This window comes from Agromyces terreus, assembly GCF_009749465.1.
Lineage (GTDB): Bacteria > Actinomycetota > Actinomycetes > Actinomycetales > Microbacteriaceae > Agromyces > Agromyces terreus.
In genome coordinates this window covers 23,132-48,987 of record NZ_WBIS01000014.1, presented here as the reverse complement: position 1 = coordinate 48,987, position 25,856 = coordinate 23,132, and the positions used below count along the sequence as shown (strand labels likewise).

Sequence of the window (25,856 nt, the reverse complement as noted above, 5' to 3'; positions counted from 1 at the left end):
GTGCACAAGGGAGCTTGACTGTGAGACTGACAGGTCGAGCAGGGACGAAAGTCGGGACTAGTGATCCGGCAGTGGCTTGTGGAAGCGCTGTCGCTCAACGGATAAAAGGTACCTCGGGGATAACAGGCTGATCTTGCCCAAGAGTCCATATCGACGGCATGGTTTGGCACCTCGATGTCGGCTCGTCGCATCCTGGGGCTGGAGTAGGTCCCAAGGGTTGGGCTGTTCGCCCATTAAAGCGGTACGCGAGCTGGGTTTAGAACGTCGTGAGACAGTTCGGTCCCTATCCTCTGCGCGCGCAGGAAATTTGAGAGGATCTGACCCTAGTACGAGAGGACCGGGTTGGACGAACCTCTGGTGTGCCAGTTGTTCCGCCAGGAGCACCGCTGGTTAGCTACGTTCGGGATGGATAACCGCTGAAAGCATCTAAGCGGGAAGCCGGCCTCGAGATGAGATTTCCATCCCCATTGGGGGAGAGGCTCCCAGCCAGACGACTGGGTTGATAGGCCGGATGTGGAAGACAGGACTAACGACTGTCGGAGCTGACCGGTACTAATAAGCCGATAACTTGAAAACTCACTACACACACACGAAAGTGCATTCACGTAAAAGGCGTGTGTGTGGCCTGATGACTCGCGTCCACTCTGTGGTTCCCAACAGACGGAAACACAACAGACAACTCAACAACGAACACAACACCCAACCCCGGGCATGCGACACGCATCCCTGGGACGGGAGTTCACGAAACTACACACCCACCACCCCCGGGCAAACGACCGGCAGGGACCGGTGCAGGATGTGGCAAGAGTTTCGGCGGCCATAGCGTCAGGGAAACGCCCGGACACATTCCGAACCCGGAAGCTAAGACTGACAGCGCCGATGGTACTGCAGGGGGGACCCTGTGGGAGAGTAGGACACCGCCGGACAACCATTACCAGGAAGGCCACCCCAACGGGTGGCCTTCCTGCATTTAACACCCCAACCACCACAACCACCGATACGGTTCGAGCGCGCCGAAGCGCTCCGACCGATACCGGACATGAAGAGGCCGCCCCCGGGTGGCCTCTTCGCGTTTCACCCCGGTCGACCTCGGCTCACGCGCGCGGTACGAGGTGAACGATCACCGCCTTCGAGACCGGCGTGTTCGACTCCTCGGCGGCGCTCTCGAGGGGCACGAGGACGTTCGCCTCGGGATAGTAGGCCGCAGCACAGCCTCGGGCGGTGGGGTACGCGACCACCCGCTGCGCGGCGAGTACACGATCAGCCTGGCCGGGCCACCGACTCACGACATCGACGCGATCGCCGTCGGCGAGCCCGAGCTCCTCGAGATCCGCCGGATTGACGAACACCACGTCGCGCCCCTTGCGGATGCCCCGGTAGCGGTCGTTCAGACTGTAGATCGTCGTGTTGAACTGGTCGTGCGAACGCAACGTCTGCAGGATCAGGGTGCCGGCCGGGCGTTCGAGATGCTCCAACTCGTTCACCGTGAACTCGGCGCGGCCGCTCGGCGTGTCGAAGCGCCGCTCGTCGCGCGGGCCGTTCGGCAGGATGAATCCGCCCTTGCGCCGCACATCGGCGTTGAAGGACTCGAAACCCGGCACGACGCGCGAGATGCGATCGCGGATCAGGTCGTAGTCGCCCTCGAACGCCGCCCACGGGACATCCGCCCCGTCCTCGAGCGTCGCCGCTGCCAGCCGGCAGACGATCGCGACCTCGGAGAGGAGCCCGGGCGCGACGGGCGGGATCGCGCCGTGGCTCGCGTGGACCGCGCACACGCTGTCCTCGACGGAGACGAACTGCGGGACGCCGCCTTGGAGGTCGATCTCGGTGCGGCCGAGGGTCGGCAGGATGATCGCCTCCTCCCCCGTCACGACGTGCGAGCGGTTCAGCTTCGTCGACACCTGGACGGTGAGCCGCGCGCCGCGCATCGCGGCCTCGGCGGCCGCGGAGTCGGAGATCGCGCCGACGAAGTTGCCGCCGAGGGCGAAGAACACGTCGAGGTCGCCGTCGCGCAGACCGTGCACGGTGCGAAGGGCATCGGCCCCGTGCCGACGCGGCACCGGGAAGCCGAACTCCCGCTCGAGGGCGGCGAGGAACCGTTCGGGCATCCGCTCCCAGATGCCCATCGTGCGATCGCCCTGGACGTTCGAATGCCCGCGGATGGGCGAGGCCCCGGCGCCGGGCTTGCCGATGTTGCCCCGCAGGAGCAGGAGGTTGACGATCTCCTTGATCGTGGAGACGGCCTTCTTCTGCTGCGTGAGGCCCATGGCCCAGGTGATGATCACGCGGTCGGCGCCGAGGTACTCCTGCGCGAGCGCGTCGATCTCCTCGGCCGCGAGACCCGTCGCCGCGAGGACCGCCTGCTCGTCGAGGCCGGCGAGATGTGTGCGAACCTCCTCGAGGCCGATGGTGTGCTCGGCGAGGAAGGCATGATCGAGCACGGTGCCGGGCGCGGCATCCTCCGCCTCGAGGACGCGCTTGGAGACCGCCTGGAGCAGCGCCATGTCGCCACCCGATCGGATCTGCAGGAATCGGTCGGCGATGACCGTGCCCTTGCCGAGGATGCCGCGCACCCGCTGCGGGTTCTTGTATCGCGCGAGCCCCGCCTCGGGCAGCACGTTGACCGAGACGACCCGCCCGCCGCTGCGCTTGGTCTCCTCGAGGGCCGAGAGCATCCGCGGATGGTTCGTGCCCGGGTTCTGGCCCATGACGATCACGAGGTCGGCCTTCGCGAAGTCGTCGTAGGCGATCGTCGACTTGCCGATGCCGATCGTCGCCGTGAGCGCGGTGCCCGTCGACTCGTGGCACATGTTCGAGCAGTCGGGCAGGTTGTTCGTGCCGAAGGCCCGCACGAAGAGCTGGTAGAGGAACGCCGCCTCGTTCGACGTGCGTCCGCTCGTGTAGAACGCCGCCCGGTCAGGCGAGTCGAGCGCGTTCAGGCGGGCCGAGATCAGTTCGAACGCGGCATCCCAGCCGATCGGCTCGTAATGATCGGAACCGGCCGGCTTGTAGACGGGCTCGGTCAGACGGCCCTGCTTGCCGAGCCAGTACTCGCTGCGATCGAGCAGCGAGGTGAGCGAGTTCTCGGCCCAGAACGACCGCGGGACGACGACCGGGGTCGCCTCCCACGTGGTCGCCTTCATGCCGTTCTCGCAGAACTCCAACACGTTCCGATGGCCGGGATCGGGCCAGGCGCAGCTCATGCAGTCGAAGCCGTCGCGCTGATTGATGGCCAACGCCAGCCTCGTCGCTCGCGCGACGCCCATGCCGGCGAGCGCCGGCTCCATGGAGTGCAGGATGCCCGGTACGCCGACGGCCCAGTCCTTGGGCCGACCGACCTGGAGGTCGGGGTACGGTTCGGGCTGCGGCGGAGGCGGCGTCGCTTCGGAGCGGGGTTCGGTCACGAGCGGACCGCCGTCGATGATTCGAGGATGCGCTCGGCGCCCGAGTAGACGACCATCGACGGCCCGCGGAGGAACCCGACGAGCGTGATGCCCGCCTCGCGCGCGTGCTCGACGGCGAGCGACGAGGGCGCCGACACCGCAGCGAGCACGGGGATGCCGGCCATGGACGCCTTCTGCGTGAGCTCGAAGCTCACGCGCCCCGACACCTGGAGGACCATGCCGCGCAACGGGAGCATGCCCTCGCGCGCCGCCCACCCGACGACCTTGTCGACGGCGTTGTGGCGGCCGACGTCTTCGCGCAGCACGATCATCTCGCCCGTGCGCCCGTCGAAGAGCGCGGCGGCGTGCAGGCCGCCGGTGCGCTCGAAGATCGCCTGTCCGGCTCGGAGGCGGTCGGGGAACGCGGCCAAGCGCTCGGCCTCGAGCGCGAGCGGGTCGTCGATCGGATACGCGGTGCGGGTGTGCACGGCCTCGATGCTCGCCTTGCCGCAGACACCGCATGAGCTGGTCACGGGGTGGTTGCGGCGAAGCGAGGCATCCGGCGCCGAAACCCCTTCGGCCAGTTTCACGTCGAGGACGTTGTATCCGGTCTCGCCGTCGGGCCCGGCGCAGTGCATGGCCGAGGCGACCTGATCGCCGCGGACGATGACGCCCTCGGAGACGAGGAAGCCGATGGCGAGGTCGACGTCGTCGCCGGGAGTGCGCATCGTGACGGCGTACGGCGTGCGGCCGACGCGGATCTCGAGCGGTTCCTCGACGGCGACCGTGTCTTCGCGATGCGCCGTGCGAGCGCCGACCGTGATTCGTGTGACCCGCGTCCGTGCGGTGATCCTGCCCATGCGTCCTGCCTATCACGCCAGGCCGCGCGCGGGGCGGATGCCGACGGAAGCGACCGGTTCGCGGTGCGTGAACACGGGTGGTCGCGGCATCCGCCCTGTGGTCTGATGGCCCCATGGACCTCCTGGTGCTCGGTGGAACGCAATGGCTCGGACGCGCCCTCGCGGCGGAGGCGCTGGCGCGAGGGCATCGGGTGACCTGCCTCGCGCGCGGCGAGGCCGGCGACGCTCCGGAAGGAGCGGAGTTCGTGCGCGCCGATCGCTCCCGCGTCGACGCGTACGACGCCGTGTCGGGGCGGGCTTGGGACGGCGTCATCGACGTCACCCGCCAGCCCGGTTACGCACGGGCGGCGGCCGCGGCGCTCGGCGGCGCGACCCGCCGGCTCGCGTTCATCTCCTCGGGCAACGTCTACGCCGCGCACGACGTGCCCGGCGCCGACGAGACCGCCGAGCTGCTGCCGCCGCTCGCGGCCGATGTGTCGACGCCCGAGACCTACGGGGAGGCGAAGTCCGCGATCGAGCAGGCGTACCGCGAGGCCCTGGGGGATCGGTTCCTCGCGATCAGGCCGGGGCTGATCGCCGGCCCTGGCGACGAGTCGGGTCGCAGCGGGTACTGGGCCGCGAGGATGGCGCGCGCGGCCAGGGACGGCGGACCCGTGCTCGTGCCCGACATCCTCGACGCGGCGGCGCAGGCGATCCACATCGACGATCTGGTGCGGTTCATCCTCGATGCGCTCGAACGGGGGATCGCCGGCGCCTTCGACGCGGTCGGCGACCGCAGCACGTTCGGCGCCTGGCTCGAGGCGTCGAGGGCCGCCGCCGGATTCGACGGGGAGCTCGTGGCCGTCGACCCTGACTGGCTCGCGGCGCAGGGCGTCGCCGAGTGGTCGGGCGCGGACTCGCTCCCGCTGTGGATCGCGGACCCGACGTGGAACGCCTTCCTCGACCGGTCGAACGCCGCCGCGAAGCGCGGGGGGCTCCGACTTCGGCCGCTCGCTCGGCTGCAGTCGGAGACGCTCGCCTGGGAGCGCGGCCGGGGGATCGACCGCGAACGCGGCGCGGGGCTCTCCCCGGAGCGGGAACGGGAACTGCTCGCGCTGCTGCGCGACTGAGCGGGCCGGGTCGGGCGGATCGCGCCAGGCAGGCTGCGCGAGGGGCGCGCCGCGTCGCCCGATGTCCGGGATCGCAGACGCGCGGTGGGGCGGATGCCTCGTGCGCGGGCCCGCACGATCGGTAGCGTTCAGGCATGTCGACGCTCTCGCACGACCCCGAATGGCCCCGCGCCGGAGCCTGGCCCGCGATCGAGGAGCTGCCGCCAGGGGCATCCGCCGATCTCGTGGTGCTCGGCGTGCCCGCGTGGCGCACCTCGCTGTCTCCGACGAACGCGCATGCGACGCCCGCCGCGGTGCGCGACGTCCTGCGCCGGTACAGCCCCGCGCTCATGCCGGATCGGCGGGGCGGCGGCACGGGCGGGGAGGGGCGCGGCGTCCGCGACCTCGGCGATCTCGTCATCGCCGATGCCGGCGACGTCGTGGAACCCGACGGACCCGAGGGCGAGGCGAGGGCGCGGGCCGCGGTCGCGGGCGCGCTCGCACGCTCGAGCACGCTCATGGCGCTCGGCGGCGACAACTCAGCGACGGTGGCGACCGCCCTCGGAGCTTGGGGCGACGACCTCGCGCACGCCGGGCTCGTCACGATCGACGCCCACTACGACCTGCGCGACGGCGTCTCGAACGGCTCGCCCGTGCGGCGCCTCGTCGAGGCCGGGCTCGATCCGGCGCGGATCGTGCAGATCGGCATCGCCGACTTCGCCAACTCGGCGGCCTATGCCCGGCGCGCCGCTGACCTCGGCATCACCGTGGTGCACCGCGACGAGCTGCACCGACGCCGACCGGCCGAGATCATGGCCGAGGCGATCGAGGTCGCCGGGGCCGCCGGCGGGCCGGTGCACCTGGACATCGACGTCGACGTGTGCGATCGCGCGGTCGCACCGGCCTGCCCGGCCTCGGTTCCGGGCGGGATCGCCGCGTGGGAGCTGCGGTCGCTCGTGCGCTCGGCGGCCTCCGACGGCCGCGTGCGCAGCGCCGACCTCGTCGAGATCGACGCGACGACGGATGCCGACGATGGGCGCACCGTGCGCCTCGCCGCTCTGTGCGTGCTCGAGTTCGCCGCGGGCGTCGGCGCCCGATCGGCATCGGGGAGTGGCAGACTCGGCGCATGAAGACGCTCATGCTCGTGCGGCACGCGAAGTCGGACTGGGGCGAGCCGGGACTCGCCGATCACGATCGGCCGCTCAACGCGCGCGGGCTCCGCGATGCTCCCGAGATGGGGCGGCGGCTGCGCGAGCGCGGCGTGATCCCCGACATGATCGTCTCGAGCACCGCGCTGCGGGCGCGCACCACGGCGCGGCTCATCGCCGGCGGGCTCGGGCTCGACGAGGCATCCGTCATGCTCGACGACCGTCTCTACGGCTCGTCGCCCGCGACGATCCTCCGGGTGATCGGCGAACTCGGCGGCGAGAACGACCGGGTCATGCTCGTGGCCCACAACCCGGGCGTCTCCGAGTTCGCGGGCGACCTCACCGGCTCGCACCGCGACCTGCCGACCTGCGCGGTGGTCGGCATGGACTTCGACATCGACGAATGGGCCGAGATCGAGTTCGAGCCGCCCGTGGACTCCCGGTTCGACGCGCCCCGCTCGTGAGCGCGGCGGTCTCGTGCAGGGGCCGCGGTGTCAGGCATCGGATGCCGCGAGCATGCGCCGCACGTACGGCGTCGCCGGTGCCGCCCTGAGCTCGGCGAGCGTGCCGCGCTGCGTGACCGCGCCGCCCTCGAGCACGAGCACCGAGTCGGCGAGCGTCGCGGCGTCGGCGGGCGAGTGCGTGACGAGCACCGTCGCGCCGCCGAACTCGCGCACGTGGGTCGCGAGTTCCGCCCGCATCTCGTCGCGCACCTCGACGTCGAGCGCCGACATCGGCTCGTCGAGCAGGAGCACGTCGGGGTCCGCCGCGAGCGCCCGAGCGAGCGCGGCGCGCTGACGTTGCCCGCCCGAGAGCTCGCTCGGCAGGCGGTCGGCCAGCCCGACGAGGTCGTAGCGTTCGAGCCATGGCTCCGCGGCCGCGCGCGCTGCGGCGCGGGAGCCCCGCATCCGCGCCGCGAACGCGACGTTGTCGCGCACGCTGAGATGCGGGAACAGCACGTAGTCCTGGAAGACGACGCCGACCCGTCGTCGCTCGGGCGGCAGCGCGTCGACGCGGCGCGACCCGATCGAGACCTCGCCGGCGTCGAGGGGCACGAGGCCGGCGACGGCCGCGATGATGCTCGACTTGCCGGCGCCGTTGGGCCCGATGATCGCGAGCGGATGCCCCGGCCGCACGTCGAAGGCCGCGGCGATGCGCGTGGCGCCGTAGCTGAGCGAGACGTCGACGACGAGGCCCGGGCGGCCCGCGGCATCCGCCGCCTGATCGCGGCCCGTCATGCGGTCGCTCCGGGGAGCCAGCGGTCGCGCAGGGTGAGGAGCACCGCGATCGAGACCGCGAGCAGGAGGAGCGCGAGCGCGACGGCCTCGTCGGGGTCCGTCTGCATCGCGAGGTAGCTCGCGATCGGGAGGGTGCGCGTGGTGCCGGGCAGGGATCCGGCGAACGTGATGGTCGCGCCGAACTCACCGAGGGCGCGCGTGAAGCACAGCACCCCGCCCGCGGCGACGCCGGGCGCCACGATCGGCAGCGTCACGTGGCGGAACACCTGCCAACGGGAGGCGCCGAGGGTCGCGGCGGCCGCCTCGGTGCGGCGGTCGGAGGAGCGCAGGGCGCCCTCGACCGCGAACACCAGGAACGGCAGTGCCACGAAGACCTGGGCGAGGACGACCGCGCCCGTCGTGAACGGGACGGTGATGCCGAACGCGCGATCGAGCCATTCGCCGATGAGCCCGCGACGGCCGAGGAGCATGAGCAGGGCGATGCCGCCGACGACGGGCGGCAGCACGAGGGGCACGGTGACCGCCGCTCGGAGCAGGCGGCGGGGAAGGGTCGGCCACGCCTCGGCATGCGCGACGAGGGCCGCGAGCGGGATGCCGAGCACGAGGCAGAGCAGCGTCGCGAGGATCGCGGTGCCGAACGAGAGCACCAGCGCCTCGAGCACCGCGCTGCTCGCGAGCAGTTCGGGCAGCTCGGCCCAGGGCGCGCGCGCCACGAGCGCGACGAGCGGCAGCACGAGCACCGCGATCGCGACGACGGCGATCGCGACCACGGGCCAGGCGAGACGCCCGGCGCTTCGCACGGCCGCACGGGTCATCAGGGCGCGCCGAATCCGAACGCATCGAGCGTCTCGCGGCCCTCGTCGCCGGTGACGAACGCGACGAACGCGGCGGCGGCCCGTGCCTCGGCCGCACCGTCGTTCGTGCCGGGCGTCGTGATCGCGGCGATCGGGTACCGGTTGACCACCTTCGCGGCCGCGGCGATCTCGATGCCCTCGACGTCGCCTTCAGCGGCCTCGACGTCGGTGCGGTAGACGAGCGCCGTGTCGACCTCGCCGAGCGAGACCTTCGTGAGCACCGCCTTCACGTCGGACTCGAGCGTGTCGGGCGCCGCGACGACGCCCTCGTTCGCGAGGAGCTTCGCCGACGCCGCGCCGCAGGGCACGGACTCGTCGCAGAGCGCGATGCGCAGGTCGGGGTTCGCGAGGTCGTCGAGGCCGGAGACCCCGGCCGCGTTGCCCGCGGGGACCACGAGTTCGAGGGTGTTCGTGGCGAAGACCACGGGGTCGAGGGCGTCGCCCGCATCGACCACCTGCTGCATGGGCGGCTCGGCGGCCGAGGCGAAGACGTCGGCGGGGGCGCCCTCGACGACCTGGGTCGCGAGCGCGCCGCTGCCGCCGTAGCCGAGGGTGACCTCGACAGCGGGGTTCGCGGCCTCGAACCGGGTCACGAGCTCGTCGAACGCCTCGGTGAGCGAGGCGGCGGCGAGCACCGTGATCTCGGCAGACGCGAGGTTCGCCGAGGTGTCGCCGGATGCCGCGGGGCCCCCGGCATCGCCGTCGGCCGCGGTGGGGGCCGCGCAGCCGGTGAGGGCGACGGCCAGGCAGGCCGCCGCGCCGAGCAGGGCCGAGTCGCGGGAGGCCCGGGATGCGCGGGCGGATCTGGCCGCGCGGGCGGACCTGGCCGCACGGATGTCGCGAGGGCGGAGGGACGCGCCGAAGCCGCGGATCATTCGTGGGACCCGATCGGCCGCTCGATGGACACGACCGTCGCCTTCGCGGTGGCGGCGGCGAGCATGCCCGGTTCGAGCCCGAGCTCGTCGGCCGCCTCTCGGCTCATGAGCGAGACGACGCGGAACGGGCCGGCCTGCAGTTCGACCTGCGCCATCACGCCGTCGCGCTGCACGGCGGTGACGAGCCCGATGAAGCGGTTGCGGGCGGAGGTGCGGGCCAGCGGGAACGCCTCGGCGAGTGCGCCGCCGCCGTGCTCGGCCATGACGGCGACGAGGTCGACGCCGTCGACGACCTGCATGCCGTTCGCGCCGTGGCCGGTGGTGATGCGGCCCTGGTCGGCCCACCGCCGCACGGTGTCGTCGCTGACTCCGAGTAGCGCTGCGGCTTCGCTGATGCGGAACTGTGTCACGTTTCCTCCCGTATTCGCGGAACTCCAAGGCTACCCTACCCATGCAGCGAGATTCAGTTTCCGTATCGTGACACGAGTGCGATGCCGATGCCGAGGGTTCGGGTCGCCGTGCATGGCCCCGATGCGGGCTCGCCCTGCGACAATCGGAGCATGATCAGCACGGCTGCCGCACCGTACGCACACCGCATCACGGGGGTGCGCCGATGAGCGCGCGCGTGAGCGTCGAGGAGCACGCCGCCTTCGTGCGCTCCCTGCTCTCGGGCCTCGGGGCGAGACCCACCGAGCGGGTCGCCCTCGCCGACGCGCTCGGCCGCATCACGGCGTCGCCCGTCGAGTCCCCCATCGCGCTGCCGCCGTTCCGCAATTCGCAGATGGACGGCTTCGCCGTCAGGGCGGCGGATGTCGCGACGGCGCCGGTCTCCTTGCGGATCACCGGCGAGGTGGCGGCCGCACCCGGCCTGCCGGCGCCGCTCGAGCCGGGCACCGCGGTGCGCATCATGACGGGCGCCCAGGTGCCCGAGGGCGCCGATGCGGTCGTGCCCGTCGAGGACACGGAGGACGGTGGCGAGACCGAGAGGGCGGCGACCGTCCGCATCCTCCGGGGCCGGGCTGCGGGCGAGTACGTGCGCGACGCGGGCTCCGACCTCGCGGCCGGCGACGACGTGCTGCCGCCGGGCATCGTGCTCGGCTCGCGGCATCTCGCGGCGGCGGCGGCATCCGGCCTCACCGGGTTGCTCGTGCGCGAACGCGTGCGCGTCGCGGTCATCAGCACCGGCAGCGAGCTCGTCTCCCCCGGCGACGCGCTCGGGCCGGGCGAGATCCCCGACGCCAACGGCACCGCGCTCGCCGCGGCGGTGCGTGCGACGGGCGCGCTCGTCGTGCACGAGGCGAGGGTGCGCGACGACGTCGACGGGCTGCGTGCCGAACTCGACGCCGCTCGCGACGCCGGGGTCGAGCTCGTCGTGACGAGCGGCGGCGTCTCGCAGGGCGCCTACGAGGTCGTGCGCGAACTCCTCGAACCCCTCGGGGCCTGGGTCGGCAGCGTCGCGATGCAGCCGGGCGGCCCGCAGGCGGCGGCCGCGTACCGGGGCATGCCCGTGATCGGGTTCCCGGGCAACCCCGTGAGCGCGCAGCTCTCGTTCGAGCTCTTCGTCGCCCCCGCGCTCCGGGCGATCGCGCGTCGCCCCGCGGCATCCGTCGAGCGCCTCGTCCTCGCGGAGCCGCTCGTCTCGATCGCGGGCCGACGCCAGTACCTGCGCGGACGACGCGACGACGAGGGCCGTGCCGTCGTCGTGGGCGGACCCGGATCGCACCTCGTCGCGGCGCTCGCAGCATCCGACCGGCTCATCGTCGTGCCCGAGGACGTGACCGAGCTCGCCGCCGGCGACGCCGTGGAGACGATCGCGCTCTGAGCGCGGCCGCTACGGCCGCTGGGGGTCGTGGATCGTGAGCTGGGCGACCAGCGCGAGCTCGGTGCTCGTGCGGCGTCGCAGCTCGTCGGCTTCGACCCCCGACATCGCGGCGCGCACGGCCGCGCCCTCCCAGACGAGGAGCATGATGCGCGCCGCCTCGTCGGAGCTCACGCGGAACTCGATGCCCTTCGCGCGCCCGATGTCGGTCACGATCTGCGCGACGCCGCGCTGCATCTCGGCCTCCTGCTGGAGGTAGGCGGCCGCGAGATCGGGGTTGCGCAGGGCGCGGATGCGGATCTCGCTCATGAGCAGCACGGAGAGGCGGTCGTCGGCCGAGACGTCGAGTACCTGCTCGATGATCGCGAAGGCGTTGGCCGGTTGCGTGTCGAAGCCGCCCACCGACTCGAGCTCGCCGACGCGCGAGCGCACCGCCTCGACCCGCTCGTTCGCCACGATGCCCGAGAGCTCGAGGAAGAGCTCGTCCTTCGATTCGAAGTTGGAGTAGAAGGCGCCCCGCGTGAATCCGGCGCGGTCGCAGACCGCCTCGACGGATGCCGCGTCGAGCCCGACCTCGGCGAAGACCTGGGCCGCGGCGTCGAGGAGCTTGCGTCGTGTGCGCTCCCGACTGCGCGTCGTCGACGGCGCCTCGGAATCGACCATGGCTCTCATTCAACCCCCGGTTTCACACGAAGGCCACAGGTTCGCGCCTTCCGCACGTTTTACGATACAACTATGTATCGGATACAGCGCTGTATCGAATCGTTCTGAACCTCGGCTCGGAGGCGCTGTGTCCACTCTGCTCTATTCGCTCGGCCGCTGGTCGTTCCGGCACCCGTGGCGCGTGCTCGTCTCGTGGCTGCTGCTGCTCGTGATCGCCGGCGGCGCCTTCGCGATGTTCGGCAAGGGCACGAGCAACTCGTTCTCGATCCCCGGCACCGAGGCGCAGGCCGGCCTCGAGCAGCTGAACCGCTCGTTCCCGCAGGCGAGCGGCACGAGCGCGCAGTTCATCGTCGTCGCGCCCGACGGGCAGCGCATCGACGAGGAGCCGTTCACCACCGAGATCGAACAGGCCATCACCGAGATCGAGGGCCTCGACGGCGTGCTCGCGGTCACCGACCCCTACGACGAGATGGTCACCGGGCTCATCGCCGACGACGAGAGCGCCGCCCTCGTGCGGCTCCAGTTCGACGGCGAGGCCACCGACGTGCCCGCGTCGACGAAGGACGACCTCGGCGAGATCACCGCAGACCTCGAGTCCGCACTGCCCTCGGGCTCCGAGGTCGCGCTCGGCGGCGACCTGTTCGCCGTCTCGGTGCCGGGCGTCACCCTCACCGAGGCCGTGGGCCTGCTCATCGCGCTGTTCGTGCTCATCGTCACGTTCCGCTCGATCGCCGTCGCGTTCCTCCCGCTCGCCTCCGCCGTCATCGGCGTCGGCCTCGCGCTCTCGCTCATCATGCTCTCGACGGCGTTCGCGACGATCTCGTCGACCACGCCGCTCCTCGCGCTCATGCTCGGCCTCGCCGTCGGCATCGACTACGCGCTGTTCATCATGGCCCGACACCAAGACCAGGTCAGAGCTGGCGAGGACCCCGAGGAGTCGGCCGCCAGGGCGACCGGCACCGCCGGGTCCGCCGTCGTGTTCGCGGGCATCACGGTGCTCATCGCGCTCATCGGGCTCGGCTTCGCGAACATCCCGTTCCTCACCGTCATGGGCATCGCGGCCGCGGTCGCCGTCGCCATCGCCGTGCTCGTCGCGATCACCCTCACGCCCGCCTTCCTCGGCTTCGCCAAGGGCCGCGTCGTCGGGTGGAAGCGCCGCGCGCCCCGCCGCCGACGAGCCGTGCGCACCGCGGATGCCTCTCGCCGGGCGGATGCCGCCGACGCGACGGATGCCCCGACCGGCCGTGCTGCGGCATCCGCCGACGCCGACGCATCCGACGCCCCCGCCTCGACCGAGCCGGCCCGCCGCGGCTTCGCCGCCCGCTGGGTCGGCCTCGTCACGAAGCACCCCGTCGTGACCACGATCGCGGTCGTCCTCACCCTCGGCATCATGGCCGTGCCCGCCGCGAGCCTCGCGCTCGCGCTGCCGAACGCCGGAATGCTGCCGAAGGACACCGAGGCGCGCCAGTCGTACGACCTCGTCGCCGAGCACTTCGGCCCCGGATTCAACGGCCCGCTCGTGATGACCGGCACGATCGTCACCTCCACCGATCCGCTCGGCCTCATGGAGGACCTCGGCGACGAGATCGCCACCGTGCCCGGCGTCGAGACCGTGGCCCTCGCGGTGCCGAACGAGACGGCCGACACGGGCATCGTGCAGATCATCCCGACGACCGCGCCCGACGACCCGGCCACGGCCGACCTCGTGCGGGAGCTCCGCGGCATGCACGACCACTTCCTCGACGAGTACGGGGTCGACCTGAAGGTCACGGGCTTCACGGCCGTCGCGATCGACATCTCCGACCGGCTCGGAGCCGCGCTGCTCCCGTTCGGCCTCTTCGTCGTGGGGCTCTCGCTCATCCTGCTCGCGATCGTCTTCCGCTCGATCTGGGTCCCGATCACGGCCGCCGTCGGATACCTGCTCTCGGTGCTCGCCGCGTTCGGCGTCGTCGCGGCCGTCTTCGAGTGGGGCTGGTTCGCCGACGTGCTCCACGTCACGAAGGTCGGGCCGATCATCAGCTTCATGCCGATCGTCGCGATGGGCGTGCTGTTCGGCCTCGCCATGGACTACCAGGTGTTCCTCGTCAGCCGCATGCGCGAGGACTACGTGCACGCCCGCAAGGCGCTCGACGGCCACGCGAGCCGCACGCCTCGCGAGATCGCCGTGGGCGCCGTGCGCTCGGGCTTCACCGCCTCGGCCCGCGTCGTGACCGCCGCCGCCGTCATCATGTTCGCCGTCTTCGCCGCGTTCGTGCCCGAGGGCGACTCCTCGCTCAAGCCCATCGCGCTCGGGCTCGCCGTCGGCATCGCGATCGACGCGTTCGTCGTGCGCATGACGCTCGTGCCCGCCGTCATGGCGCTGCTCGGCGACAAGGCCTGGTGGCTTCCCGCGTGGCTCGAACGCGTGCTCCCGCACTTCGACATCGAGGGCGAGGCGGTCGAACGCGAGCTCGCGCTCGCCGACTGGCCCGAACCCGACACCACGGCCGCGGTCGTCGGCGCCGGCGTCTCGCTCGTCGAACGCGACGTCACCGTGTTCGAGGGCGTGAGCCTGCGCGTCGAACCCGGGCAGTCCCTCATCGTGACCGGCTCCGACCAGATCGCGAGCCGGGCCCTGCTGCTCGCGCTCGCCGGCCGCATCGACCCGACCGGGGGCCGGCTGCGCGTCGGCGGACACCTCCTGCCCGGGCGTTCGGCCTGGGTGCGCTCGCGGGTCGGCGTCGCCCTCCTCGGCGACGCCGCCGACCCGGTCGCCGAGGTGCGTCGGGCCGCCCGCGGCCGAGGCGGCATCGTCGTCATCGACGGCGCCGACCAACTCGTCGACGAGACCGCCCGCGACCGGGTCGCCGCCGCGCTCTGGGACGCCTCGATCGAGGCATCCGTCACCGTCGTGATCTCGGCGACCGATGCCGAGACGGCCCGCGCGCTGCTCGCCGCGGCCGGCCGCACCGACGTGCCCGTGCTCGAACTCACCCCGCCCGCCGAACCCGCGCGAGCGCTCTCCACCACCGAGGTGAACGCATGACCCTCCCCATCGAACGCGCGCGCTCCAAGCGCCCCGTCACCTGGCTCACCATCATCGGCGTGCTGATGCTGCCCGTCGTCATCGGCGGCATCCTCGTCGCCGCGCTCTACAACCCCACCGATCGGCTCGACGCGCTGAACGCCGCGATCGTGAACGACGACGAGCCGGTCACGATCGACGACCAGCTCGTGCCCCTCGGCCGGCAGCTCACCGCCGGACTCGTCGAGGGCGCCGGCGACGACACGTCGAACCTCACGTGGACGATCTCGAACGCCGACGACGCGGCATCCGGACTCGCCGACGGCACGTACGCCGCCGTCGTCACGATCCCCGAGAACTTCTCGGCCGCCGCGACCTCGACCGCGCCCGGCGGCACCCCGGAACGCGCGACCATCGAGGTGACGACCCCGCCCGACAGCCTCGTCGTCGACGACGCCATCACCGCGCAGGTCACCCAGACCGCGACGAGCGTGCTCGGCGAGCAGCTCTCGTCGACCTATCTCGAGAACGTGTTCCTCGGCTTCACCGACCTCGGCACGCAGCTCGGCACGGCGGCCGACGGGGCCGCGCAGCTCGCCGACGGCGCCCAACAGGCCGCCGACGGCGCGGCCGAACTGCCGGGCGGCGCCTCGCAGCTCGCCTCGGGCGCGACCGAGCTCGCCACCGGAGCAGACTCCCTCGGCAGCGGGCTCGACACCATCGCAGACGGCACCTCGGCCTCGGCCTCGGGAGCGGGGCAGCTCGCCGACGGGCTGCGCGACGCCGCGGCCGGCGTCGACAACCAGGACCTCGTCGCCGCGGCGCAGGCGACCTCGACGTACGCGGACTCGGCCGCGACCGAGACCGCCGACCTCGCGGCATCCGTCGGCGGCCTCGCCCAGACCCTCGGCGGACTGCAGGCGCAGTGCGCGACCTCTGGCGCCTCGGCCGAGTTCTGCGCGAGCCTCGGCGGCGCGACCGCCGCCGCGGGCACCGCCGCCGGCGACGCCGTGACCGCCGCCACGAGCGCCGGCACCGCGAGCGGGTACGCGACCCCCACCGCCGACGGCATCGCGCAGCTCACGTCGCAGTCGAGCGCCGGACTGCTGACCGCGGCCGGCAAGACCGACGAACTCGCCGCCGGGCTCTCGCAGCTCGCCGACGGCACCGCCCAGTCGGCCGACGGCGCACGCGCGCTCGGCAGCGGCGCATCGCAGCTGAGCGACGGCGCCGACCAGCTCTCGTCGGGCTCGGCCACGCTCGCCACGGGCGTGCAGTCGCTCGCCGACGGCACCGACGACCTCGCGACCGGGCTGCGCACCGCATCGCAGTCGGTGCCCTCGTACACCGACGCCGAGGCGCAGAGCCTCGCCTCGGTCGTCGCCGACCCGGTCGCAGCGGAAGGGTCGGGGGACTCGCTGTTCGGGGCATCCGCCGTTCCGCTGCTCGCGACCCTCGCGCTCTGGTTCGGCGGCCTCGGGACCTTCGTCGCGCTGCAGGCGGTGTCGCGGCGGGCGCTCACCTCGCGTGCCCCGTCGGCGCTGCTCGCATTGCGCGGCTTCGCCCCCGCCGCCGCGCTCGGCGCGCTGCAGGGCGTGCTCGTCGCCGTGGTCGTGCAGCTGGCCGCCTCGTACGACGTCGGCCAGTGGTTCACGTTCGCGGGGCTCTGCGTCGGAGCGGGCATCGCGTTCGCCGCCGTCAACCAGGCCCTCGTCGCCGTGCTCGGCGGGGCCGGCCGCTGGATCTCCGCGCTCATCGGGGTGCTCGCGGTCGCGACCGGCGTCGTCTCGACCGTGCCCGGCGTGCTCAGCGAGGTCGCCGGGCTCATGCCCACCTCGCCCGCCTACAACGGCATGGTGGCCGCGCTCACCGCGGCCGACGGCGTCGGCGCCGCGGTCGTCGGGCTCGCCGTGTGGGCGGTGCTCGCGTTCGCCGCGACGACGATCGCGGTCGCGAGGCGCCGCACCACCTCGGTGCGGGCGCTGCTGCGGAGCGCTCCCGCGGGCGCCTGAGGGCGCTCCCGCGGGAGGTGAGTGTGCTCCCGCGGGGCAGCCGAGGGCGCTCCCGCGGGGCGGCCGAGGGCGCTCCCGCGGGGCGGCCGCGGTACCGTGAGGGTATGAACCCGCTCACGCATCTCGACGACGACGGTCGTGCGCGCATGGTCGACGTCGGCGCTAAGCCGGTCACCCGTCGGGTCGCGATCGCCGAAGGCCGGCTCGACACGACCGCCGAGGTGCTCGAGCTCGTCCGCAGCGACGGGCTGAAGAAGGCCGACGTGCTGCCGACGGCGCGCATCGCCGGCATCCAGGCGGCGAAGCGCACGAGCGACCTCATCCCCCTCGCCCACATCGTGCCGCTCGACGCCGTGTCGATCGACTTCGGCTTCGAGCCGGCATCCGTCACCATTCGGGCGACCGTGTCGACCACCGCCCGCACCGGCATCGAGATGGAGGCGCTCACCGCCGTCGCCGTCGCCGCCCTCACCCTGCACGACATGGTCAAGGCCGTCGACCCGGCCGCGCAGACGGGCGGCATCCGGCTCGTCGAGAAGCGCGGCGGCAAGCGCGGCATCTGGCGAGCGGATGCCGCGGAGCAGGCGACCGACCTCGAGGGCCGCGTGCCCGACGCTGCGGCATCCGCCCCCTCGGAAGCGCCGGATGCCGCGAGCGGCCGACCGGCGATCGTGCTCGTCTCCTCGACCCGCGCCGCAGCGGGCGAGGCCGAGGACACCACCGGGCCCGTCATCGTCGACTGGCTGCGCGAACGCGGCTACGACGCATCCGCCCCGATCGTCGTCGCCGACGCCGACATCGCCGACGCCGTGCGCGGCGCCGTCGCCGGATCGCCCGCCGTGCTCATCACCACCGGCGGCACCGGCGTCAACCCGGGCGACCGCACACCCGAGGCCACGCTCTCCGTGCTCGACCGCGAACTGCCCGGCGTGGCCGAGGCGATGCGCGCCGCCGGACGCGCCGCGACCCCCGCCGCCGCGCTCAGCCGGGCCCTCGCAGGCGTCGCCGGACGCACCGTCGTCGTGAACCTCCCGGGGTCGCGCGGCGGCGTCGCCGACGGCCTCGCCGTGCTCGACGGCGTGCTGGCGCACCTCGTCGACCAGCTCGCGGGCGGCGACCACGCGCCGCGCAGCGCCGCGGCGGCAGGCCACGGGGCATCCGCCCGACCCGAAGGAGACGACGTTGTCTGAGCACCAGTCCGAGCCGGAGGTCTTCGCGAGCGTCACGACCGAGGTGCTCGACCGCGTCGCGATCGAGGCGTTCGTGCGCTCGCCCGAGAACGGCGCGCTCGTCACGTTCGAGGGCGTGATCCGCGACCACGACCACGGCGAGTCGGTGACGGCCCTCGACTACGAAGCCCACCCCGAGGCCGAGCAGTTCCTGCGCGAGACGCTCGTCGCGGTCGCCCGCGAGACCGGCCTGCGCATCGCGGCCGCACACCGCATCGGCGCGCTCGGCATCGGAGACATCGCGCTGGTCGCCTCGGTCGCGGCGCCGCACCGGGCCCAGGCGTTCGCGGCCTGCGGCCTCGTCGTCGACCGCATCAAGGAGCACACGCCGATCTGGAAGCGCCAGCACCTCGACGGCGGCACGACGGAGTGGGTGAACCTCTAGGACTCGACGGGGTCGTCGGTCGAGGAGGCGCGCCAGGGCCGTCTCGAGACCAGGTGGCGGGGGTCTCGAGACGCTTCGCTCCTCGACCGGCGGGCGGGCGGGGTCTCGAGACGCTTCGCTCCTCGACCGGCGGGCGGGCGCGGTCTCGAGACGCTTCGCTCCTCGACCGGCGCTTCGCTCCTCGACCGGCGCTTCGCTCCTCGACCAGCGGCGGGCGGCGGGGATCAGCGTTTCGCGGCCTTCTTCGCGTCCTGCGGGGTCGCGACCGGCTCCCACCCGCGCCGCGTCGGGCGGTTCGTGCGGCCCGCATCACGCGAGCGGTAGACGATGTATGGGCGGAAGAAGTAGCCGACCGGAGCCGAGAACACGTGCACGAGGCGCGTGAACGGCCACAGGGCGAACAGCGCGGTCGCGCAGAGCACGTGCAGCTGGAACGCGAGCGGCACGTTCATCATGAGCTCGGGCTGCGGGTTCAGCAGGATGAGGCTGCGGATCCACGGCGACACCGTGCCGCGGTACTCGTACCCCGGGCCGAGCACCTGGTACATCACGGTCGCGAGCGTGCCGAACAGGATCGTGGCCCCGAGGAACACGTACATCGTCTTGTCCATGCGCGTCGTCGCCAGGAAGACCGGCCCGATGCTGCGACGACGATAGATCAGGATGACGAGCCCGGCGATGGTCAGCAGCGCCGCCGCCGTGCCGAGCACCGTCGCCCCGATGTGGTACGCGTGCTCGTCGATGCCGATGGCCTCGAGCCACTCGGCGGGGATGAGCAGCCCCACCACGTGGCCGGCGATCACGAACAGGATGCCCAGGTGGAACATGGGCGACCCCCACCGCAGCAGACGGTTCTCGTAGGTCTGGCTCGACCTCGTCGTCCATCCGAACTTGTCGTAGCGGTAGCGCCAGATGTGCCCGACCACGAACACGGCGAACGCCGCGTAGGGGAACGCGACCCACAGCAGCACGTCGAGCGGCGTCATCCGCGGACCTCCTCGCTCGGTCGGCCGACCGGGATGAACGGCGGCAGGTCCACGGGCCCGCCGAGGCCGACCGTCTCGGCCGGCGGACCCTCGTTGATGAGCCGGAGCACGCGTTCGCGCGTCGCGTCGTCGATCGGCGCGAGCGACATGCCCACGACCTCGATGAGCGCGCCGTATGGGCTGCCCACCGCGACGAGCGCGGCCCGCAGCACCTCGATGCCTTCGCGGTGCGCCGACAGCAGCCGGTCGGCGACCGGGGACCCGCTGCGCGCGGCGAACTCGAGCACCGCCGGGAGGAAGTCGGGCAGCTCCTCGGCGTCGAACTCCCACCCGGCCTCGCGGTACGCCTCGATGAACGCCACGAGCGCGCCGCCGCGCTTGCGGGTGTCGCCGGCCGCGTAGTACGTCAGGTACATGCAGCACTTGCGCTTGAGGTCGAAGGTCGCGACGTAGCGCCGCTCGCGTTCGGCCGGCTCGGTCGCCGCGGCCTCGTCGATGAACGCCGTCAGCGCGTCGCGCACCGGGCCCGCCAGCGTCGCCGCCTCCGCGCGCAGCACCGGCAGCTTCGCGTCGAGGGTCGCGTCGGGGTAGTCGAGCAGGAGCGACACGATCATCTGCGTGCGCGCGCGGTCGGCACGCGACATCCGCACCGCCCTCGCCGGTTCGGGCGCGTTGCGCACCCGGATCTGCGGAGCCAGCACGCTGCTCATTCGGAGCCGCCTGAGCTCTTCGGCGGGAACAGGCCGTCGGGCGGCGTGCCGTTGCCGTCCCAGTTCAACAGGTTCACGCGGCCGGGCGTCGACGGCCGGTCGGCGGTCTGGCGGTTCTTCAGCACGTGGAAGTTCTCGACCGCCACCGGCACCGGCTGGCCGCTCGACGAGCCGAACGGGCCGGCGCCGCCCATGCCGGGGCCGCCGTCGTAGTCGAGCGAGCAGGCGATCTCCTCGAGCTCGGCCGCCTGCTCGACATGGGCCGTCGGGATCACGTAGCGATCTTCGTACTTCGCGATCGCGAGCAGCCGGTACATCTCCTCGATCTCGGCGCCCGTCATCTCGACCGCCGTCGCGATGTGCTCGTTGCGCTCGTCGGACAGGTTGACGTCGCGCATGTACGAGCGCATGGCCGCGAGCCGCTTGAGCGCCCGCGCAACCGGGTCGACGTCGCCCGCCGTGAACAGTCCCGCCAGGTAGTCCATCGGGATGCGCAGCTTGTCGATCGCCGCGAACAGGTTGCGCACGTCCTCACCGTCGGCGCCCGAGTCGGCGACCACGTCGACGACCGGCGAGAGCGGCGGGATGTACCAGACCATCGGCATCGTGCGGTATTCGGGATGCAGCGGCAGCGCCACCCGGTACTGCTGGATCAGCTTCCAGATCGGGCTTCGCTGCGCGGCGTCGATCCAGTCCTCGGGGATGCCCTCGGCCCGCGCCGCGGCGAGCACCTCGGGGTCGTGCGGGTCGAGGAACACGTCGCGCTGCGCCTCGAGCAGGTCGTGCTCGTTCTCGACGGATGCCGCAGCGGCGACGCGGTCGGCGTCGTACAGCACGAGCCCGAGGTAGCGCAGCCGCCCCACGCACGTCTCGGAGCACACCGTCGGCAGCCCGACCTCGAGGCGCGGGTAGCAGAGCGTGCACTTCTCGGCCTTGCCGGTCTTGTGGTTGAAGTAGACCTTCTTGTACGGGCACCCCGACACGCACATGCGCCAGCCTCGGCAGGAGTCCTGGTCGACGAGCACGATGCCGTCCTCGACGCGCTTGTACATCGCGCCCGACGGGCACGAGGCCACGCACGACGGGTTCAGGCAGTGCTCGCAGATGCGCGGTAGGTAGAACATGAACGTCTGCTCGAACTCCATGGCCACGTGCTCGCTCATGTGCTGCAGGATCGGGTCGTCGGCCGCGGTCTCCTGCGACCCGCCGAGGTTGTCGTCCCAGTTCGCCGACCACGAGATCGACATGTCCTCACCCGTGAGCAGGCTCTTCGGCTTCGCGACGGGCGTGTCCGCGCTCGCCGGGGCGTTCAGGAGCATGTCGTACTCGTAGGTCCACGGCTCGTAGTAGTCCTGGATCTCGGGCAGCTTCGGGTTCGAGAAGATGTGCGCGATCTTCGAGAACCGGCCCCCGCCCTTGAGCTTCAGCCGTCCGCGCTTCGTGCGCTCCCAGCCGCCCTTCCACTTCTCCTGGTCCTCGTAGCCGCGCGGGTACCCGATGCCGGGCCGCGTCTCGACGTTGTTGAACCAGACGTACTCGACACCGGTGCGGTTGGTCCACGCCTGCTTGCAGGTGACGCTGCAGGTGTGGCATCCGATGCACTTGTCGAGGTTCATGACCATCGACATCTGCGCCATGACCTTCATGAGCCGGCGCCTCCCCCCAGATCGTGCTCGCGCATCAGTACTCGACCTCCTGGCTCCGTCGGCGGATGACCGTGACCTCGTCGCGCTGGTTGCCCGTCGGCCCGAGGTAGTTGAAGGCGAACGCCAACTGCGCGTAGCCGCCGATCAGATGGCTCGGTTTCAGCAGGATGCGGGTGAGGGAGTTGTGGATGCCGCCGCGCTGGCCGCTCGTCTCGGTGCGGGGCACGTCGACCGTGCGATCCTTCGCGTGGTACATGTACACCGTGCCCTCCGGCATGCGGTGCGAGACGATCGCGCGGGCCACGACGACGCCGTTGCGGTTGTACGACTCGATCCACTCGTTGTCACGCACCCCGACCTTCGCCGCGTCCTGCGGGCTCATCCAGATGGTGGGACCGCCGCGCGAGAGCGAGAGCATGAAGAGGTTGTCCTGGTACTCGGAGTGGATCGACCACTTCGAGTGCGGGGTCAGGTACCGCACGGCGACCTCTGCATGACCGGATGCCGCGGGGTCGCCGCTCGCCGCCGTCGAGCCGGGCACGGGGTCGGCGAAGAGCCGGTGCAGGTCGAGCGGCGGCCGGTAGACGGGAAGCTGCTCGCCGAGCTCCGTCATCCAGTCGTGGTCGAGGAAGAAGTGCATGCGCCCGGTGAGGGTGTGCCACGGCTTCAGGTGCTCGACGTTGATCGAGAACGCGGTGTAGCGGCGCCCGCCGTGCTCGGAGCCCGACCACTCGGGGCTCGTGATGACCGAGACGGGCCTCGCCTGCACGTCGGCGAACGTGATGCGCGACCCCTCGTGGTCTTCGGCGAGCTGCGCGATGCGCTGCCCCGTCTTCTGCTCGAGCTTGCGGAAGCCCTGCACCGCGAGGCGCCCGTTCGTGGTGCCCGACAGCGCGAGGATCATCTCGCAGACCTTGACGTCGGTGTCGAGCTTCGTCATGCCGGCCGCCGGGCCCTCGGACCAGGTGCCGTTGCGCCGCGCGAGGTCGGCCAGTTCGGGCGCGGGGTCGTACGAGATGCCCTTCGTGACCATGCCCGCCTTCGCGGTGAGCGGCCCGAGCGCGGCGAGTCTCGCCGCGGTCGCCGGGTAGTCGCGCTCGACGACGATGAGCTTCGGCATGGTGACGCCGGGCACCAGCGGCGCGCCGTCGACGACGGTGCCGTGCGGGGTGGCCAGCGCATCGGGGGTGTCGTGCTGGAGCGGGGCGGCGACGAGGTCGCGCCGCACGCCGAGGTGCGTCTCGGCCAGTTCGCTGAACTTCTTCGCGACGGTGTGGAACAGGTCGAAGTCGGTCTTCGTCTGCCACGGCGGATCGATCGCCGGGCTGAACGAGTGCACGAACGGGTGCATGTCGGTCGACGAGAGGTCGTGCTTCTCGTACCAGGTGGCGGCCGGCAGCACGATGTCGGAGAACAGCGTCGTGCTCGTCATCCGGAAGTCCGCCGTGACGAGCAGGTCGAGCTTGCCCCTCGGCGCCTCGTCGCGCCACGTCATCGACTCCGGTCGGCGCGCGGGTTCGGACTCGTCGGCCCGCACCGCGGAATCCGTGCCGAGCAGGTGCTTCAGGAAGTACTCGTTGCCCTTGCCCGAGGAGCCGAGGATGTTCGCGCGCCACACGGTGACGATGCGCGGGAAGTTCTCGGGGGCGTCGGGGTCCTCGCAGGCGAACTTCAGCGACCCGTCGGTCAGGCCGTCGATGACGTGCTGGGCGGGCTCCTTGCCCGCGGCATCCGCCTCGTCGACGAGGTCGAGCGGGTTGCGGTCGAAGGTGGGGTAGCTCGGCATCCACCCGCGCTTGGCGGACTCGACGAGGCAGTCGGCGGTCGTGCGGCCCGTGAACAGCCCGGTGCCGAGCGGCGAGGCGAGCGCGTCGGCGGGCATGCCGTCGTAGCGCCACTGGTCGGTGGCCAGGTACCAGAACGCCGTGCCGATCATCGCGCGCGGCGGCCGCACCCAGTCGGCCGCGCCCCCGTACTGGTTGTAGCCCGTGACCGGGCGCACCTTCTCCTGGCCGACGTAGTGCGCCCAGCCGCCGCCGTTGATGCCCTGGCACCCCGTCATCGTGGTGAGGGCGAGGAACGTGCGATAGATCGTGTCGGAGTGGAACCAGTGGTTGGTGCCCGCCCCCATGAGGATCATCGAGCGTCCGCCGCTGCGCTCGGCGTTGTCGGCGAACTCGCGGCCGATGCGCGCGGCCTGCACGGCGGGCACCGAGGTGATCTCCTCCTGCCAGGCGGGCGTGCCGGGCGAGGACGCGTCGTCGTAGCCGGTCGGCCAGACCCCAGGCAGGCCGTCGCGGCCCACCCCGTACTGCGCGAGCAGCAGGTCGAACACGGTCGTCACCGTGCGGCCTGCGACGGTGGTCACCGGAACGCCGCGACGGATGCCGCCCGCGCCACCCTGGTGCTCGTCGCCGGGTTCGGGAGCGAGGTCGAAGCGGGGCAGCGAGATCTCGGCCGCGGCCCCGCCCCACGTGGGCAGGTCGGCGATCGAGAGCGCCGGGTCCACCGCTCCGAGGTCGAGGTTCCACGAGCCCTCGTCGGATGCCGCGTACCGATGCCCGATCGACCCGTTGGGCACGACCGGGGTGCCGTCGGCGTCGAGGAGCACGGTCTTGAACGCCGCGTGCTCGGCCGAGGCATCCGCCCCTCCGAGTTCGGCGGCCGTCAGGAACTTGCCCGGCACGAGCCCGCCGTCGTGCGGCTCGAGCGTGACGAGGTACGGTGCGTCGGCGAAGCGCTTGAGGTAGTCGGCGAAGCGCTCGGTGCGCCGGTCGACGAGGAACTCCTTCAGGATCACGTGGCCCATGGCCATCGCGAGCGCGGCGTCGGTGCCGGGGTGCGGCGCGACCCACTCGTCGGCGAACTTCGTGTTGTCGGCGTAGTCGGGCGAGACGGTCACGACCTTCTGTCCGCGGTAGCGCGCCTCGGTCATGAAGTGCGCGTCGGGCGTGCGCGTGACCGGCACGTTCGAGCCCCACATCATCAGGTAGGTCGAGTTCCACCAGTCGGCCGACTCGGGCACGTCGGTCTGGTCGCCGAACACCTGCGGGCTCGCGACCGGGAGGTCGGCGTACCAGTCGTAGAACGAGAGCATCGTGCCGCCGATGAGGTTCATGAACCGTGCCCCCGCGCCGTGCGAGACCATCGACATCGCCGGGATCGGCGAGAACCCGGCGATGCGGTCGGGGCCGTACGTCTTGATCGTGTGCACGTGCGCGGCTGCGACGATCTCGGCCGCCTCGTCCCACGTGGTGCGCACGAGCCCGCCCTTGCCGCGCGAGCGTTTGTAGGCGGCGGATGTCTCGGGGTCGCCCGTGATCTCGGCCCAGGCGAGCACGGGGTCGCCCGTGCGGGCCTTCGCCTCGCGGTACGCCGCGGCCAGCACGTCGCGGATGTACGGGTAGCGGACCCGGGTCGGCGAGTAGGTGTACCAACTGAAGGCGGCGCCCCTGGGGCATCCGCGGGGCTCGTACTCGGGGGAGTCGGGGCCGACGCTCGGATAGTCGGTCTGCTGCGTCTCCCACGTGATGATGCCGTCCTTGACGTAGACCTTCCACGAGCAGGAGCCCGTGCAGTTCACGCCGTGCGTGGAGCGAACCACCTTGTCGTGCGACCACCGATCGCGGTAGAACACGTCGCCCTTGCGGCCGCCCTCGATCGTGACGGTGCGCTGGTCGGCCGAGAAGGTGCCGGGCCGGAGGAACCGGCCCATCGAGAGCAGCGTCGAGGCGAGAGGGCCGTCGGTCGCGAGCTCCGGGCGATGCACGGTGTCGGTCATCTCAGCCTTCCCTCGAGAGGTTCGGGTGAAGTGGTGACGAGTCCGTTCGCGCCCCCACGCCTACGGCCATTGTGCTGGTTGAGCGTCTCGATGGGAAGGATCCGTCGGCGGTTCGTGCGACGGTGAGCACGGGAATCGGCGACCGGATGCGTGCGCCGACGGCCGCCGACCGGTA

The 25,856-nt window shown here is 71.9% G+C and carries 19 protein-coding genes and 2 rRNA genes; 10 read left to right on the top strand and 11 right to left on the bottom strand.

Annotated elements, in window-relative coordinates; genetic code table 11:
* Nucleotides 1–576, top strand: a 23S ribosomal RNA gene (locus GQQ92_RS15720); the annotation flags it as partial.
* A gap of 233 nt (nucleotides 577–809) precedes the next feature.
* Nucleotides 810–926: ribosomal RNA gene (gene rrf, locus GQQ92_RS15715) — 5S ribosomal RNA — on the top strand.
* A gap of 168 nt (nucleotides 927–1,094) precedes the next feature.
* Here rrf and GQQ92_RS15710 read toward each other — a convergent pair.
* Together GQQ92_RS15710 and fdhD are read right to left on the bottom strand one after the other, a co-directional pair.
* Nucleotides 1,095–3,404 carry an FdhF/YdeP family oxidoreductase gene (locus GQQ92_RS15710; protein ID WP_232057748.1) on the bottom strand — a complete coding sequence of 770 codons (2,310 nt, stop codon included), beginning with the start codon at nucleotides 3,402–3,404 and terminating at the stop codon, nucleotides 1,095–1,097.
* Nucleotides 3,401–4,243: a formate dehydrogenase accessory sulfurtransferase FdhD gene (gene fdhD / locus GQQ92_RS15705; RefSeq protein WP_157000243.1), complete on the bottom strand. Its 843-nt coding sequence runs from the start codon at nucleotides 4,241–4,243 to the stop codon at nucleotides 3,401–3,403. The genes GQQ92_RS15710 and fdhD overlap by 4 nt, the downstream gene beginning before the upstream one ends.
* Nucleotides 4,244–4,356: 113 nt before the next feature.
* Here fdhD and GQQ92_RS15700 point away from each other — a divergent pair, with 113 nt between their 5' ends.
* The 3 genes from GQQ92_RS15700 to GQQ92_RS15690 all read left to right on the top strand — a co-directional run bounded on the left by GQQ92_RS15700 (nucleotide 4,357) and on the right by GQQ92_RS15690 (nucleotide 6,943).
* Entirely contained in the window at nucleotides 4,357–5,352 is a 996-nt protein-coding gene (locus GQQ92_RS15700) for an NAD-dependent epimerase/dehydratase family protein (protein WP_157000242.1), read from the top strand.
* Between the two features lie 134 nt (nucleotides 5,353–5,486).
* Entirely contained in the window at nucleotides 5,487–6,461 is a 975-nt protein-coding gene (locus GQQ92_RS15695) for an arginase family protein (protein ID WP_157000241.1), read from the top strand.
* Nucleotides 6,458–6,943: a SixA phosphatase family protein gene (locus GQQ92_RS15690; RefSeq protein ID WP_157000240.1), complete on the top strand. Its 486-nt coding sequence runs from the start codon at nucleotides 6,458–6,460 to the stop codon at nucleotides 6,941–6,943. The genes GQQ92_RS15695 and GQQ92_RS15690 overlap by 4 nt, the downstream gene beginning before the upstream one ends.
* A 30-nt stretch (nucleotides 6,944–6,973) precedes the next feature.
* Here GQQ92_RS15690 and GQQ92_RS15685 read toward each other — a convergent pair whose 3' ends face one another.
* The 4 genes from GQQ92_RS15685 to GQQ92_RS15670 are packed head-to-tail and all read right to left on the bottom strand — an operon-like array spanning nucleotide 6,974 to nucleotide 9,856.
* Nucleotides 6,974–7,717, bottom strand: coding sequence for an ABC transporter ATP-binding protein (locus GQQ92_RS15685; protein ID WP_157000239.1), 744 nt, complete (start codon nucleotides 7,715–7,717; stop codon nucleotides 6,974–6,976).
* Nucleotides 7,714–8,532 carry an ABC transporter permease gene (locus GQQ92_RS15680; RefSeq protein ID WP_157000238.1) on the bottom strand — a complete coding sequence of 273 codons (819 nt, stop codon included), beginning with the start codon at nucleotides 8,530–8,532 and terminating at the stop codon, nucleotides 7,714–7,716. The genes GQQ92_RS15685 and GQQ92_RS15680 overlap by 4 nt, the downstream gene beginning before the upstream one ends.
* Entirely contained in the window at nucleotides 8,532–9,446 is a 915-nt protein-coding gene (gene modA, locus GQQ92_RS15675; RefSeq protein WP_157000237.1) for a molybdate ABC transporter substrate-binding protein, read from the bottom strand. The genes GQQ92_RS15680 and modA overlap by 1 nt, the downstream gene beginning before the upstream one ends.
* Entirely contained in the window at nucleotides 9,443–9,856 is a 414-nt protein-coding gene (locus GQQ92_RS15670; RefSeq protein WP_157000236.1) for a TOBE domain-containing protein, read from the bottom strand. The genes modA and GQQ92_RS15670 overlap by 4 nt, the downstream gene beginning before the upstream one ends.
* 203 nt (nucleotides 9,857–10,059) lie before the next feature.
* Between GQQ92_RS15670 and GQQ92_RS15665 the strand changes: the two genes are divergently transcribed.
* A complete protein-coding gene (locus GQQ92_RS15665; RefSeq protein ID WP_157000235.1) occupies nucleotides 10,060–11,268 on the top strand; it encodes a molybdopterin molybdotransferase MoeA in 1,209 nt (402 codons plus the stop codon).
* Between the two features lie 9 nt (nucleotides 11,269–11,277).
* Here the strand turns inward: GQQ92_RS15665 and GQQ92_RS15660 are convergent, their stop codons facing one another.
* The gene (locus GQQ92_RS15660) at nucleotides 11,278–11,928 is read right to left on the bottom strand and encodes a TetR/AcrR family transcriptional regulator (RefSeq protein WP_157000234.1); all 651 of its coding nucleotides are present in this window, start codon (nucleotides 11,926–11,928) and stop codon (nucleotides 11,278–11,280) included.
* A 127-nt stretch (nucleotides 11,929–12,055) separates the two neighbouring features.
* Here GQQ92_RS15660 and GQQ92_RS15655 point away from each other — a divergent pair, with 127 nt between their 5' ends.
* From GQQ92_RS15655 to GQQ92_RS15640, 4 genes are all read left to right on the top strand, one after another.
* A complete protein-coding gene (locus GQQ92_RS15655; RefSeq protein WP_157000233.1) occupies nucleotides 12,056–14,953 on the top strand; it encodes an MMPL family transporter in 2,898 nt (965 codons plus the stop codon).
* Entirely contained in the window at nucleotides 14,950–16,944 is a 1,995-nt protein-coding gene (locus GQQ92_RS15650; RefSeq protein WP_157000232.1) for a YhgE/Pip domain-containing protein, read from the top strand. Before GQQ92_RS15655 ends, GQQ92_RS15650 begins: the two co-directional genes overlap by 4 nt.
* Nucleotides 16,945–17,048: 104 nt before the next feature.
* Entirely contained in the window at nucleotides 17,049–18,134 is a 1,086-nt protein-coding gene (moaCB, locus tag GQQ92_RS15645) for a bifunctional molybdenum cofactor biosynthesis protein MoaC/MoaB (protein WP_157000231.1), read from the top strand.
* A complete protein-coding gene (locus GQQ92_RS15640) occupies nucleotides 18,127–18,558 on the top strand; it encodes a molybdenum cofactor biosynthesis protein MoaE (RefSeq protein WP_157000230.1) in 432 nt (143 codons plus the stop codon). Before moaCB ends, GQQ92_RS15640 begins: the two co-directional genes overlap by 8 nt.
* Nucleotides 18,559–18,782: 224 nt before the next feature.
* On the opposite strand, the gene narI is transcribed toward GQQ92_RS15640, so the two are convergent.
* The 4 genes from narI to GQQ92_RS15620 are packed head-to-tail and all read right to left on the bottom strand — an operon-like array spanning nucleotide 18,783 to nucleotide 25,681.
* Nucleotides 18,783–19,544, bottom strand: coding sequence for a respiratory nitrate reductase subunit gamma (narI, locus tag GQQ92_RS15635; protein ID WP_157000229.1), 762 nt, complete (start codon nucleotides 19,542–19,544; stop codon nucleotides 18,783–18,785).
* Complete coding sequence (gene narJ, locus GQQ92_RS15630; protein WP_197738297.1) at nucleotides 19,541–20,254, bottom strand: nitrate reductase molybdenum cofactor assembly chaperone; 714 nt, start codon at nucleotides 20,252–20,254, stop codon at nucleotides 19,541–19,543. Before narJ ends, narI begins: the two co-directional genes overlap by 4 nt.
* On the bottom strand, nucleotides 20,251–21,900 hold the full coding sequence (narH, locus tag GQQ92_RS15625) for a nitrate reductase subunit beta (RefSeq protein ID WP_157000228.1): 1,650 nt from the start codon (nucleotides 21,898–21,900) through the stop codon (nucleotides 20,251–20,253). Before narH ends, narJ begins: the two co-directional genes overlap by 4 nt.
* Before the next feature lie 34 nt (nucleotides 21,901–21,934).
* Nucleotides 21,935–25,681, bottom strand: coding sequence for a nitrate reductase subunit alpha (locus GQQ92_RS15620; RefSeq protein WP_157000227.1), 3,747 nt, complete (start codon nucleotides 25,679–25,681; stop codon nucleotides 21,935–21,937).
* Between the last annotated feature and the right edge of the window lie 175 nt (nucleotides 25,682–25,856).